11 protein-coding genes and 1 pseudogene are annotated in these 13,068 nt (G+C 62.8%); 8 read left to right on the plus strand and 4 right to left on the minus strand.

Translation table 11 applies throughout. From position 1 onward, the window contains the following. A partial coding sequence (locus ATN37_RS29135; RefSeq protein ID WP_218696002.1) for an isopeptide-forming domain-containing fimbrial protein occupies positions 1 to 1,613 on the plus strand: 1,613 nt, incomplete at its 5' end. 78 nt (positions 1,614 to 1,691) lie between these two features. On the opposite strand, the gene ATN37_RS29140 is transcribed toward ATN37_RS29135, so the two are convergent. Then, entirely contained in the window at positions 1,692 to 3,773 is a 2,082-nt protein-coding gene (locus ATN37_RS29140) for a PhoX family phosphatase (protein ID WP_218696003.1), read from the minus strand. 234 nt (positions 3,774 to 4,007) lie between these two features. Between ATN37_RS29140 and ATN37_RS29145 the strand changes: the two genes are divergently transcribed. The 7 genes and pseudogenes from ATN37_RS29145 to ATN37_RS29175 form a co-directional block, all read left to right on the plus strand. After that, entirely contained in the window at positions 4,008 to 4,244 is a 237-nt protein-coding gene (locus ATN37_RS29145) for a hypothetical protein (RefSeq protein WP_225320212.1), read from the plus strand. Then, positions 4,241 to 5,179 carry an ABC transporter ATP-binding protein gene (locus tag ATN37_RS29150; protein WP_218696004.1) on the plus strand — a complete coding sequence of 313 codons (939 nt, stop codon included), beginning with the start codon at positions 4,241 to 4,243 and terminating at the stop codon, positions 5,177 to 5,179. Before ATN37_RS29145 ends, ATN37_RS29150 begins: the two co-directional genes overlap by 4 nt. Next, positions 5,176 to 5,967, plus strand: coding sequence for an ABC transporter permease (locus ATN37_RS29155; RefSeq protein ID WP_003946064.1), 792 nt, complete (start codon positions 5,176 to 5,178; stop codon positions 5,965 to 5,967). Before ATN37_RS29150 ends, ATN37_RS29155 begins: the two co-directional genes overlap by 4 nt. A 21-nt stretch (positions 5,968 to 5,988) precedes the next feature. Beyond that, positions 5,989 to 7,131, plus strand: coding sequence for a sensor histidine kinase (locus ATN37_RS29160; RefSeq protein WP_037132536.1), 1,143 nt, complete (start codon positions 5,989 to 5,991; stop codon positions 7,129 to 7,131). After that, entirely contained in the window at positions 7,128 to 7,742 is a 615-nt protein-coding gene (locus ATN37_RS29165) for a response regulator transcription factor (protein ID WP_003946002.1), read from the plus strand. The genes ATN37_RS29160 and ATN37_RS29165 overlap by 4 nt, the downstream gene beginning before the upstream one ends. A gap of 153 nt (positions 7,743 to 7,895) precedes the next feature. Continuing rightward, positions 7,896 to 8,303 (plus strand): YciI family protein, encoded by a 408-nt coding sequence (locus ATN37_RS29170; protein ID WP_003945999.1) that lies wholly within the window; start codon positions 7,896 to 7,898, stop codon positions 8,301 to 8,303. 21 nt (positions 8,304 to 8,324) lie between these two features. Further along, positions 8,325 to 9,436: pseudogene (locus tag ATN37_RS29175) on the plus strand (RNA polymerase sigma factor); the annotation flags it as partial. Here the strand turns inward: ATN37_RS29175 and ATN37_RS29180 are convergent. The 3 genes from ATN37_RS29180 to ATN37_RS29190 form a co-directional block, all read right to left on the minus strand. Next, the gene (locus tag ATN37_RS29180; protein WP_003946070.1) at positions 9,422 to 10,168 is read right to left on the minus strand and encodes an amino acid ABC transporter ATP-binding protein; all 747 of its coding nucleotides are present in this window, start codon (positions 10,166 to 10,168) and stop codon (positions 9,422 to 9,424) included. The pseudogene ATN37_RS29175 and the gene ATN37_RS29180 overlap by 15 nt on opposite strands. A 4-nt stretch (positions 10,169 to 10,172) precedes the next feature. Continuing rightward, positions 10,173 to 11,990: an ABC transporter substrate-binding protein/permease gene (locus ATN37_RS29185; protein ID WP_003946057.1), complete on the minus strand. Its 1,818-nt coding sequence runs from the start codon at positions 11,988 to 11,990 to the stop codon at positions 10,173 to 10,175. Between the two features lie 151 nt (positions 11,991 to 12,141). Beyond that, positions 12,142 to 13,056, minus strand: a complete 915-nt coding sequence (locus tag ATN37_RS29190) for an SMP-30/gluconolactonase/LRE family protein (protein WP_054828106.1) — start codon at positions 13,054 to 13,056, stop codon at positions 12,142 to 12,144. Between the last annotated feature and the right edge of the window lie 12 nt (positions 13,057 to 13,068).

Genomic DNA, 13,068 nt, shown 5'->3' on the forward strand with positions numbered 1-13,068 from the left:
AGGTCAATGCCGATGTGGTCGGTGGGGTTTTCGTGAACAACTTCGTTGTTCCGGGGACGACTCCGCCGGTTGATCCTCCGGAGGTGTGTGATCCGGTGACGCAGCTGTGCACGACGCATCCGGTGAAGGTTCCGGGGTTCACGGTCGCGAAGGCTGCGGATCCGGTGTCGGGTACCAATGTTGCTGCGGGTCAGACGATCACGTATACGGTGACGGGTGCGAATACGGGTAACACGACTCTTGATCCGGTGGTGTTGACCGATGATCTGTCGAAGGTTCTCGACAACGCGACGTTGGTGGACGGTTCGCTGAAGGCGACTGTTGACGGTGTCGACGGTGCTGCTCCGACCCTGTCGGGCACCACGCTCACCTGGACCGGTGCATTGGAAGCCGGTAAGTCGGTTGTCCTGACCTACCAGGTGAAGATCAACGATGGTGTCGCCGGCGGGGTTCTGATCAACAACAAGGTCACCGGTACTGCGAAGCCGCCGACGGGTCCGGAGATCACTCCTCCGCCGGTGACGACCGAGCATCCGGTGGATGGCACACCCGCGATCGAGGTACTGAAGTCCTCTGTTCCGTCCACCACGAACCGTGTGGTTGGCGGCCAGGAGATCACGTACACGCTCACGTTCAAGAATGTGGGCACCGCGGATGGTGAGATCAGTTTCTACGACGATCTGACCGATGTTCTCGACGATGCAGTAATGACGAAGGATCCGGCTACCACTTCCACGCTGGTTGTTTCGGGTGTCGTCGACAACGTCTTCACGGTCACCGGCAAGCTGGCCAAGGGTGAGAGCGCGACCGTGACGTACACCGTCAAGGTCAATCCTGAGATCGGAACGTTGTCAGGTCCCGGATTCACTCCGGGTGTCCTGAACAACTACCTGGTGGTTGGTGGCGAGAACCCGCCAGTGGACTGTGTCCCGGGCGACGCTCTCTGCACCGAACACCCGATAGACCCGCCGGAGACCACCACTACGGTGCCGCCGACGACCACCACGACGCCGCCGGTCACGACGGAGCCCTGTGTTCCTCCGACGACGACCACGCGGATGGTTCCGACGACAACGGTTGCGACGACGACGGCTAGCGCGATCACTGCCGGTGACGCTGATGTGACCGGTACGGAGGAATCCACCACCACGGAGGAGACCACCACAGAGGAGACCACGACAGAAGAAGTTGTCGCGGAGGAGATTGTGGATCCGTGTGGCGTGACGACAACGACGCCGCCGACGACAACGCTGCCGGTCACGACAGTTCCGCCGACCACGACGGTTCCGAACACGACGGTGCCGGTTACACCGACGATCATCATTCCCCCGATCGTCGTTGTGCCTCCGATCGTCGTACCGCCGACGGTTCCGGGTCAGCCGGTTCCGAGCACGGTTCCGGGACAGCCGAAGCCGCCGACAGCAAACCCGGGTCAGCCGGGTCAGCCGAAGCCGTCTGCTCCTCAGGGCGGGACGATCAACTCGGGTGGTGGCGCTGGTGAGAGTGGCGTGAACACCGGGTTGCTCGCAGCAGGTGGATTGGTTCTGCTGCTGGCGCTGGGAACGGGTGTTGTTCTCCTGACGCGTAAGCGTCGCGAGGACGGTGACAACTGATTCTCTTGAGAATCTGAGGTAAACGACGTGGGGCAGATCGCAGAGTATGCGATCTGCCCCACGTCGTTTTCATGTGTGTTACGAGCCGAGCCGAGATCCGTCCTTCTTCCAGGCTGCAACTACCGACGGGCGAGGCTGGGAAGAACCACCGTCTGGCCAATGGGATGCGGGGCTTTCGATGCTGGCGTCGTCGGTCTCGCCGGGGTGCTGGACGCAGACGATGACGCGCTTCTCGTCCACGATGGGGCCGCAGGTTTCGGCGCCGACGGGAACGGTGAGGAACTGCTTTGTCTCACCGCGGTTTTCGCCTTCGAGGACAACGCTGAACAGCCCGTCGTTGGACTTGAGTGCGTTGCCGTCGGTGGAGATCCACAGATTGCCGTGCGGGTCGAAGGCAAGGTTGTCCGGGCATGAGATGGGGCTGACCTTGCCCTTGTCGAACCCGCCGAAGTAAGTATCGGCTGTGGCCGGATCTCCGCAGACGAGAAGAAGATTCCAGCCGAAGGTGGTGCCGGCGTGGTCGTCGGTGATTTCGAGGACCTGGCCGTTCTTGTTGTTGTTCCTCGGGTTCGCCTCGTCGGCCGCGGCGCCGCCGTCGACTCCGCGCTTGGTGTTGTTGGTCAGCGCGACGTAAACCTTGCCGCTCTTCGGGTTTGCCTCGAAGTCCTCGGGGCGGTCCATCTTCGTTGCCCCGACCTTGTCGCCGGCCTGGCGGGTGAAGACAGCTACCTCTTCGGCACTCATGCCGTCGACCAGCGATTCGCCCTTGCCGTCTTCGCCGGTGCGCAGGATGGCTACCCACTCGCCGGTTCCGTCGAACTTGCCGTCCGACGGAAGTTTGCCGCTGCCGTCGATCTCGCCGGCGGAGTTTCCGCTGAGCTTTGCGACGTACAGTGTTCCGGCGTCGAGCAGAGTCATGTTGTGGCGCATGGCTGCTTGACTCTTGCCGTCCTGCATCTTTCGGCTGGAGACGAACTTGTACATGTAGTCGAAGCGCTCGTCGTCGCCGCTGTAGGCGACGACGGTGCCGTCCGACGTGATGTAAATGGTGGCGGCTTCGTGCTTGAAACGTCCGAGCGCTGTGTGCTTGATCGGAGTCGACGACGGATCCCAGGGATCGATCTCGACGACGTATCCGAATCGGTTGACCTCGTTGGGTTCTGCGACCAGATCGAACCGCTTGTCGAAGCGTTCCCACTTGCGCTCGGAAGCGGCACCGGCAAGACCGTAGCGCTTCAGCCGTGCTGCCACCGTGGGATCGGTGACACCCTCGGCGTTCGCGAAGTACTGGTTGAAGTTCTCTTCGCCGGAAAGCACTGTGCCCCAGGGGGTGACGCCGCCGGCGCAATTGTTGAGGGTGCCGAGCACTTTGGTTCCCGTGGGATCGGCACTCGTCTTGAGGAAGTCGCTACCTGCAGCGGGGCCGGTCACGACAAATTCCGTGGTTCCGGTGATGCGGCGGTTGTTCGATCCGATCTCCGGTACGAGCTTGCCGTTGTCGGATTCGCCCTTGACCTGGACGACCGACAGTCCGTGGCTGGCGAGGCCGATCTTGAACTGCTCCTCGGTCGGGTTCTCCGCATCGTAGCCGCGGAACATCGCCGGCTCGGTGGAGTATTCGTGATTGACCACGAGTAGGTAGGTGTTGGGCTGCCCGTCGACCGGGAGCAATCCGGCGAAGTCGTTGTTGAATCCGAACTGCAGTTCCTGCGCTGCCGCAGTCTGCTTGTCGAAGTCGAAAGCCGGGGCGCCGGCGAGAACGGCGTCACCCCAGCGAATCACGACGGCTTGATCGTATCCGTCAGGGACGGTGACCTTGTCTTCCTTGTTGGGCGCGACAGCGCTGAAGTTCGTCCCCGTTGGTGTCGATCCGCCGCTGCTGCCGCTCGTCGAACCGGTTCCCGGTTCCGCACTTGCGGATTCGTCCGAACACGCGACGAGGGCGCTGCCCGCTCCCACCGCGAGGACTGCCATGCCGCTGCCCCGGAGCAAGCCGCGACGACTCAGCGCTGTGCGTGCGATGTCGCGGAAGTACTCGCCGCCCGAGGTGTTGGGGACCTCGTGAGAGCACGCGTTTCCGCACTTGTACTGGCAGGTGATCGACGCGCGTGCAGACACGCCGTCGTGTTTGACGAACAAGGCCAAAGGCTTGATAGCCACCGTGAACTCCCGAGATTCGATGTACGGACTTCGGGAACCGTAGAAGCTCTAAGCAAGGGTAAAGGAACGTAAAAATGAACGGCAAAACAACGAGGTGACCCTTACCCGCGGTTTACGACGCGTCCCCGCGGGGACGTCGCATGACATTTGTCATCGCCGATCCGTGACGGTGTCACCGCAGGTGATGACGCTGTGCACTGTTTTCGGCTCTGACTTCCCGCGAAGCTTGGATGCATGAGAGAACCACATGAGGGAAGCCTCCTGACGGACCTGATGGACATCGGACCCGCACCCACGATGGGCCGCGAACTTGTTGTGATCGTCGTGAATATCGCGATCATCGGAGTGCTGTTCGTGATCATCGGCTCCAATCCCGTGTTCTGGATTCTTGTTGCCGCTCTCGCTGTCTATGCGGGTATCCGATTCGTGATCGGACTGCGCGGCTGGAACCGAGCGGAGGCGCAGCGATGAAGGGCGATCCCGTGATCGACGTAGTCGGAATGTCGCGGCGTTACGGCTCCGGTAAGGAGGCGTTCGATGCTGTTCGCAATCTGGATCTGAGTGTTCAGGAAGGCGAGCTGTTCGGCCTCCTCGGAACCAATGGTGCCGGCAAGACATCCACCCTCGAAGTGATTCAGGGTCTTTCACGAGCCAGTGCCGGAACGGTGCGCGTTCTGGGCATGGATCCGGTGCGCAACCGCAAGCAGATTCGCCCGTCGCTTGGCATCATGCTTCAGAAGGGTGGCTTGCCCCAAGACCTGACTGCTCGTGAGAGTTTGGCGATGTGGGCCGGAACCTGCTCGAATCCGCTGCCCGTGGACGAGGTGCTCAAGCGCGTGGACATGCGTGACCGTGGTGATACCCGCGTGAAGTTCCTCTCGGGAGGTGAGGCGCGGCGACTGGATCTGGCGTGCGCGATCATCGGCCGGCCACTCGTCCTGTTTCTCGACGAGCCGACTACTGGTTTGGATCCCGAAAGTCGACGTAACACTTGGCAATTGATCGCTGACTTGAAAGCGTCGGGCGTCACCATCATGTTGACGACGCATTACCTGGACGAAGCCGAGTCCCTGTGCGACCAGTTGGCGATCATGCACCGAGGATCGGTGGTGCGCAGCGGAACCGTGGCGGACGTCGTCGCGGATCATCCTGCCCAGATCAAACTGCACCGTCCCGGTCTTCCGCTCCCGGCCCTGGCCGGCGCGGAGGTACGCGTCGAAAACGATCTGGTGGTGATCACCACTCGCACAGTGCAGGAGACGCTGACGGAACTGCTGCTGTGGGCACAGCACAACAACATCCTGCTGACCGGCCTGGATGCCCGCGCGGCATCCCTGGAGACCGTATTCCTCTCCATTGCAGACCAATTCGATCATCACGCAACTCTCGAAGGAGCGTCAGCATGAACCGCATAGCAACCCTGTCTCGTTCGGAGTTCACGCTCCTGGGACGAAATCGACTGTTGCTCTTCAACGCAATCGTCCTCCCGTTGATCTTTCCCGTGGGGATGCTGTACCTGTCGCGCGATGGCGGGTTGTCCGACAAGTCGGTGTCGGCAGGCCTCGAGGTGTTTGCACTCTTCCTGCTCGTGTTCGTGGTCTTCTACAACCTCCTGTCGGTGTACGCGACGCGTCGTGACGAGTTGGTTCTCAAGCGACTACGGACAGGGGAATGCAGCGACGCCGAGATCCTCGCGGGCCCGGCAGTGCCGTCGTGGGTTCTCACCGGCCTGTTGACGGTGGTGATCGGAATCGCCGTGATGGTTCTGGGCGGTAGTGCTCCGGTCAATCCGGTCCTGGTGCTGGTCGCGGTGATCGGCGGCGCCGCGCTCTTCACGGCGCTGGCGTTGATCACTTCGGCTGTCACGCGAAATGCAGAGGCGGCGCAGATCACCTGCATGCCGATTCTGATTCTGGCGACGGCAGGTATGTCCTCGATCAGGAATGTCGTGCCGGACAACGTTGCTCGCATTCTCGATTTCACTCCGCTGGCCGCAGTAGTGGACCTTCTCAATCTCGGATGGCTGGGGCGGACCACTGGCGAACTGGCTGATCTGGGCGATGCGCCCGGTGCGGCAGCGGGATTTGTCGACACCTTCGGTTCGGCTGCGCAACCGCTGTTGGTCATGCTGGCGTGGATCGTCGGTTCGGTTCTGATCGCGAACGTCCACTTCCGCTGGGAACCGCGTTCGTAGAACTCTGAGAAGGTAGTGGGCATGATCGCGCAGAACTTCGGACGCTGGAATCCGAGACGGACGTGGCGAACCGCGTCGAACGTCGACAAGGTTCGCCTCTACACGCGGCAATCGTTCATCATGGTCGCAGTGGTTTTCGGGGGCTTCGGTGCGGTCACCGAGATAGTTGCGGATCGGTACCTGTCGGGTGTCTTCCTCGGAATCAGTGCCGTTGCGTGCGTCATCGCCGTGTCTCGGATGCCTGATCTGGGCGGAGTCGTGGCCAAGCCCGTCCAGATTCCTCTTGCCGTGATGACGTTGTCGGCGTTCTGCTCGGCGGGAATTGCCTTGGGAAGCAATGGCGAGAACGGCCCGTACTTCTGGCTGGCGGCAATCCTTGTCGTGCCACTTGCGGGGTTGACGTCGTTGCGCTGGCTGATCGTGGGCTCGGTGGCCGCCGGGGTTGTACTGGGACTGCTTGCGGGTCCGGAAAGCGGCGTGTCCGTCGGAATCGTCGCCGCCTTCATGGGGCTGACCGTCTACATGTCGGTGTGGCTGCTGCGGATGGTCACCGAATTGGACGAGGCACGCGGAGCCGCTGCCGCTCTGTCCGTCGCCGAGGAACGGTTGCGATTTTCACGCGACCTCCATGACGTCGTCGGGCGGGCACTGTCTGCAATTGCGGTGAAAAGTGAACTTGCAGCTACTCTTTCACGACGCGGCGACGATCGTGCCGCCGCGCAGATGGACGAAGTACGCGAACTTGCGCAAGATTCACTCGACGAAGCGCGCGAGTTGGTTCGGGGATACCGGTCCATCGCCTTGGCATCGGAGCTGGCCGGTGCGCAGTCTCTGCTCGAGGCCGCCGGAATCTCCACTGCGATACGTGGATCGGCAGATCAGCTGCCGGTGGAACTGGCCGAAGCTGCCGCCTGGGTCGTCCGTGAAGGCGTCACCAACATTCTCCGGCACTCCAGTGCCGAGAATTGCAGCATCGAAGTGTTCGCGGACGGCGTCGTGATCGCCAACGACGGCGCACGGATCGCAGAGCCGAACAACGGAACCGGCCTGAACGGATTGCGCGAGCGCGTCGGCGCCGTCGGAGGAACTGTCGAAACCGTGCAGGACGAAGATCGCTTCACCCTCACCGCCCACTTTCCGTCCCGAACGAAGGAGTCTCGGTGACCGAGCCGATCAAGGTACTGCTGGCCGACGACGAGAACCTGATCCGCTCGGCTCTGGCCATGATGTTGTCGCTCGAGGACGACATCGTTGTCGTCGCGGAAGCCGAATCCGGCGAGGATGCCGTGGTCGCTGCTGCAAAACATCAACCTGACGTAGCCGTGCTCGACCTTCAAATGGCAGGTATCGACGGCATCGAGACGGCGCAACAGATTGCGCAGACGGTCTCGGGGTGCGTCTCGATCATCGTGACGAGCCACGGGCGTCCCGGGTATCTGAAGAAGGCACTGTCAGCAGGCGTCCGAGGATTTCTGCCGAAGACGACGCCTGCGGCGACGCTCGCCGAGGTGGTCCGCAGCGTCCATGCCGGCGGGAGGTACGTCGACCCGTCGTTGGCTGCCGAGGCAATCGGCGCCGGCGACTCACCGCTTACTCCGCGCGAAGCGGACGTACTCGAGTACGCGGCCGACGGAGCATCCATCGAGCAGATCGCTTCCCGGGCACACCTCTCGGCAGGAACCACCCGGAACTATCTGTCGTCAGCTGTCACCAAACTCGGTGCTGCCAACCGGCACGAAGCTGCGGTGATCGCCCGCCGGCAGGGGTGGATTTAGGGCCTCCGGCCCCCGTGCGCCTTTCTGGTTGCGGGCACTACCAAAAAGGCGCACAGGGCCGAAGGCCCCGCGATGTCGAGAATCCCCGACTTGCTTCGTCCCTGTAGTGAAGTGCGACCAGAATGGGTGGCACCGACACAGAGGAGATTCACGATGGCCAAGTACTTGCTGCTCAAGCACTACCGCGGCGCTCCGGCTGCAGTCAACGACGTGCCGATGGACCAGTGGACGCCGGACGAGATCACTGCCCACGTGAAGTACATGCAGGACTTCGCGGATCGGCTCGAGAAGGCGGGCGAGTTCGTCGACGGTCAGGCTCTCGCTCCTGAGGGCACCTTTGTCCGGTACGACGGTGAGGGTCGCCCGCCGGTCACCGACGGTCCGTTCGCGGAAACCAAGGACCTCATTGCCGGCTGGATGGTGATCGACGTCGACAACTACGACCGTGCCGTCCAATTGGCCGGCGAGCTCTCGGCCGCGCCCGGCGCAGGCGGGAAGCCGATTCACGAATGGCTCGAACTGCGCCCGTTCCTGACCGAGCCGCCGACCATCACGGACTGAACCTGTCATGGACGACGCCCTGCTTCGGAGTCTGACGCCGTGCAAGACGCTCTGCTCGAGGCGGTCAGGGTCTGGCCGGACAACCCGCCGCGGGACCCGAAGGGCTGGCTGGTCACGGTGGCCTGGCGGCGGTTCCTCGACGGGATCCGGTCGGATGCGGCTCGCCGTAAGCGGGAGTTTCTGGCTGACGAGCAGCCAGGCGAGCGGCCGGTCAGCGGGCGGTGCCGGGCGTGGACGACACACTCCAGCTCTACTTTCTGTGCGCGCACCCGTCGTTGACGCCGTCGTCCGCCGTCGCACTCACGCTGCGCGCTGTCGGCGGGCTGACCACCCGCCAGATTGCGCAGGCCTACCTGGTGCCCGAGGCGACTATGGCTCAGCGCATCAGCCGAGCCAAGCGCACGGTCTCCGGCGTCCGGTTCGAGCAACCCGGCGATGTCGCCACCGTCCTGCGTGTCCTCTACCTGGTCTTCAACGAGGGGTACTCCGGCGACGTCGACCTGGCTGCCGAGGCCATCCGGCTCACCCGGCAGTTGGCGGCCGCGATCGATCACCCCGAAGTCGCAGGGTTGCTCGCACTGATGCTGCTCCATCACGCTCGTCGAGCCGCGCGAACTGCCGCGGACGGCAGTCTGGTTCCGCTAGCCGAGCAGGATCGCAGCCGGTGGGACACCGATTCGATTGCCGAAGGAGTCGCAATCCTCCAGTCAGCTCTCGCCCGCGACCGGCTCGGTGAGTTCCAGGCCCAGGCCGCCATTGCCGCACTCCATGCCGACGCTTTCACAGCAGACGAGACCGATTGGGTGCAGATCGTGGAGTGGTACGACGAACTCGCAGCCTTGACCGACAGCCCGATCGTCCGGCTCAACCGAGCGGTGGCGGTCGGCGAGGCAGACGGACCACGCGCCGGATTGGCAGCTCTTGCAGCGCTGGACGATTCACTTCCACGCCATGCCGCAGTCGAGGCCTATCTGCGTGAACGCGACGGAGACCTGGAGTCGGCGGCGAGGTTGTATGCCGATGCAGCGCACAAGGCATCCAACCTCGCCGAACGCGACCATCTGATGCTTCAGGCGTCCAGGATCAACGCCCGTCGATCTCCTGCAAGCGCCCCTGAGTCAGAGAACCTGTGAGAGGAACGCTTGCAGTCGATCTGTTTCGGGATCGTCGAAAAGCTGTTCCGGAGTACCGGTTTCGACAACGGCACCGCGATCCATGAACAGCACCTTGTCGGAAACGGAACGCGCGAAACCCATTTCGTGCGTCACGACGACCATGGTCATGCCGGACTTCGCGAGATCGGCCATCAATGCCAGAACACCCTTGACCAGTTCGGGGTCGAGAGCTGACGTCGCCTCGTCGAAGAACATGACCTCGGGCTTCATCGCCAGGGCGCGGGCAATGGCGACGCGCTGCTGCTGACCGCCGGAAAGGTTGCCGGGCCGCGAGTCGGCCTTCTCCCTGAGCCCCACCAGATCCAGCTGCTCGAGCGCGAGCGCCCGAGCTTGCTCCTTCGACAAACCCTTGAGCTTGTTCGGCCCGAGTGCGATGTTCTCGGCGACGGTCTTGTGTGGGAACAGGTTGAAGTGCTGGAACACCATGCCGATCCGCTGGCGTAGCTCGTCGGGGTTGTCCTTCAGGACGGACTTCCCGTCGAGCAGCACGTCACCCTGCTCGGGCTCGTGCAGACGGTTCAGCACGCGCAGGAGCGTCGACTTGCCCGAACCGGAGGGCCCGATGACGGTGACGGTGTTTCCGGCGTCGACGTGCAGGTTGACGCCGCGAAGCACCTTGTTGGTACCGAAGGACAGATGCAGGTCCTTGCCGGTGAGCGATACGGACTTCAGTTCAGAGCTGGTGGTCATGTCCTCAGCCCCTTTCCACGACGATGGCCTGCTCGAGCGGATCCAACGTGCCTGAAGTGTCGGCGCGTCCGGTCCGGAGTCGGTTGTCGATGTAGTTGACGAGGTGCGTCAGCGGGATGGTCAGAGCAAGGTAGAACAAGCCTGCCGCAACGAGCGGGGACAGGCTGCCGGTCTGGGCGTTGAGATCACGTCCGACGGCAAAGAGTTCCCGCTGGGTGACGAGCAGACCGAGGAAGTAGATCAGCGACGAGTCCTTGATCAGCGAGATGAACTGGTTCATCAACGCCGGCAGAACGCGTCGTACACCCTGCGGGATGACGACCAGCGACATGGACTTTCGGTAGCTGAAACCGAGGGCACGTGAAGCCTCGAGCTGCCCGGACTCGACGCTCTGGATTCCGGATCTGAAGATCTCACCGATGTATGCCGACGCGAGCAGTGACAGCGCCGCGACACCGAGCCAGTACGGATTGCTACCGGTGATTCCCTTGACGATCGGTCCGACGCCGAGCCCGATGATCAAGATGATGACGACTGCGGGTAGGCCACGGAAGATGTCGGTGTAGACGCGGGCCGGCCAGCGCAGCCAACGGGTGCGCGAGATACCGGCGACAGCGAGCAGCATGCCGAGGATCGTGCCGATGATGCCGGACGCGAGCGCAAGGATCAGGGTGTTGGGAAGACCGGTCTTGAGGAGATCGGGGAATGCCTTCTTGTACAGATCCCAGTCGAAGAACGTGTCCTTGAGCTGTTCGAGCGTCGACTTCGGTTGGTACGACGCGGTATCGCCACCGTCGCCGTTCGCTGCGTTTTCCGCGGCAATGGCTGCGAAGTCGGGCAGTTCCGGAGTGGCCGCGGCCTTGGATCCGGGCTTCCAGCCTTCAGGGAGTTGGCGCGGTACCCAGTCGGCGTACAGCTGAGACCAGGTTCCGTCGTCGATGACTGCGTCGAGGCCGGAGTTGAGGGCGTCGATCAGCGGCTGGTTTTCCTTGTTCACCGCCCAGCCGACGAAGTTGTTGACCGAGAAGGTGTTCTGGATGATCGAGGTCGGATCACCGGGAGCGATTGCACCTTCGGCCTGCTGAGACGGAGCTACCCAGGCGTCGATCTGTCCGGACTTGAGGTTCGCGTACGCCGTGGCGTAGTCGGGAAACTTCACGGGATCGAGCTTGAGCGTGTTCACGACGTAGTCGTCCTGCACGGTTCCCTGTACGACGCCGATGCGCTTTGATGCGTCCAGGTCTCCGAAGCCGGTGATCGGGCTGCCGTTAGGCACGACGAGGGAGAAGTATCCGAAGTCGTAACCGTTGGTGAAGCCGACGGTGTTGCGACGGTCGTCCGTGGTGGTGATGGACGACGAGCCGACGTCGAAGCGTCGACCGGCAACCTGGGCGAGAAGCCCGGCGAACTCGGTGCCGACGAACTCGACCTTCAGGCCCAGCTTGTCCGCGACGGCCTTCAGCAGCTCGTTGTCGTATCCGGTGTACTGATTCTCGGAGTTGACGCAGATGCTCGGGGGCGCGTCACCGAGCGTGCCGACCGTGATGACCCCGGGTTTGATCAGATTCAGCTTCGAGGTGTCGATCTGATCGACAGGGGTGACGGTGGCCGTGGTGTAGCGGTCTTCGGCGCCCGCACCCGCTGCCGCGTCCAGATTGGTGGGCGCCGCGGTTGCAGCTCCCACTCCTGGAGGTGCACACAGGTCTGTGGGGGCTGCCGACGAATCCGAGCCACTCGAGCACGATGACAGAGTCAGCGCCAGGAGGGCAGTGAGGAGCAGTGCCACCACCAGGCGGATCTTCGCTGCGACGGAAGAAAACATGCGTGCAGCGTAAGCCTAAGGGTAGCCATTTCTCCGTGTAGAACTGTTGACAGTTTTCGGACAAGGGGCCGTTGCGCTGCGGGCATGCCTTCAAATCAGCGTGATTTTAAGTATCGCCAGGTCGGGGAATCTCGTGCCGTAGAGATCGGCGTCAGCGGACGGGTGCGAGTTCGACGCCCGACGGAGGTACCAGGCGACGCAGCGTTCCGTCGAAGCCGGTGACGTAGAGCGCCCAGCCGTCGCCGTCCTGTCCTATACGCACTGAACTCGGCCCGTTCCACCCATTCGACAGACCCGAAGCGACGACGCAGGAAGTGCCGGTTTCAGGGTGTACGCGATAGATCGAGCCTTCGACGTGAGCAGCGGCGTAGAGCATTCCATCCTGCGACATGGTCAGATCGTCGAGTCCGGGTATCAGGCTCGGGACCGTCGCTACAACTGTCCACGCGTCAGGGGTATCCAAGGGCACTCGAATGATCTGACCGGTGAACAGGTCATCGGTGTACACGGCTCGATGATCCGGACTGAGCGCGAGTCCCTCCGAACGCGGCACTGTCGACCAATTGGGAACGACGGCTCCGGAGTCGTGCAGATAGCGCGAGACGCCCTTTGGCGGACCTCCTTCTGTTCCGACCCACGTGGTCAGCAGATCGCCGTCGGGAAGCCGGAGCAGGCCGTTGCCCGCGAAGTCGACGGGTGCGGACAGCTGATCCGTCGAGGTGTCCAGGTGCCACAGCTTGCCGTCCTGTCTGGTGAGGAAGGACAGCCTCGAACCGTCGAGTTGCAAACCGCCAGGGGCAGCCATGTCGTCGAGGACAGTTCGTACCTGTCCTGCGGCGTCGACGTGATAGATCTTCGACTCGCCGGAGAGGTAGAACCCGCCGTTGTCATCGGGCTCGAGGTTTTCGAGCTGTTCCAACCCTTGCGCTACGGTTTCGACCCGCCACTCGCCGCACATCGGCGCGACTGTCCAGGTGGCCCCCGCCGGCGTAGCTGCGGCCACGGTCCCGGCTGCGATCGCCGCGACGATCAACAACGCCCGAGTTCGGTTGCGTGATACCCCCATTGCGCACAACTT

It is taken from the genome of Rhodococcus sp. MH15 (genome assembly GCF_019266045.1).
Lineage (GTDB): Bacteria > Actinomycetota > Actinomycetes > Mycobacteriales > Mycobacteriaceae > Rhodococcus_F > Rhodococcus_F qingshengii.

Coding starts and splice junctions, on each gene's coding strand:
- ATN37_RS29170 (WP_003945999.1), top strand. CDS start 7,896: ATGGCCAAGTACTTGCTGCTCAAGCACTACCGCGGCGCTCCGGCTGCA.
- ATN37_RS29155 (WP_003946064.1), top strand. CDS start 5,176: ATGAACCGCATAGCAACCCTGTCTCGTTCGGAGTTCACGCTCCTGGGA.
- ATN37_RS29160 (WP_037132536.1), top strand. CDS start 5,989: ATGATCGCGCAGAACTTCGGACGCTGGAATCCGAGACGGACGTGGCGA.
- ATN37_RS29150 (WP_218696004.1), top strand. CDS start 4,241: ATGAAGGGCGATCCCGTGATCGACGTAGTCGGAATGTCGCGGCGTTAC.
- ATN37_RS29185 (WP_003946057.1), bottom strand. CDS start 11,990: ATGTTTTCTTCCGTCGCAGCGAAGATCCGCCTGGTGGTGGCACTGCTC.
- ATN37_RS29190 (WP_054828106.1), bottom strand. CDS start 13,056: ATGGGGGTATCACGCAACCGAACTCGGGCGTTGTTGATCGTCGCGGCG.
- ATN37_RS29180 (WP_003946070.1), bottom strand. CDS start 10,168: ATGACCACCAGCTCTGAACTGAAGTCCGTATCGCTCACCGGCAAGGAC.
- ATN37_RS29145 (WP_225320212.1), top strand. CDS start 4,008: ATGAGAGAACCACATGAGGGAAGCCTCCTGACGGACCTGATGGACATC.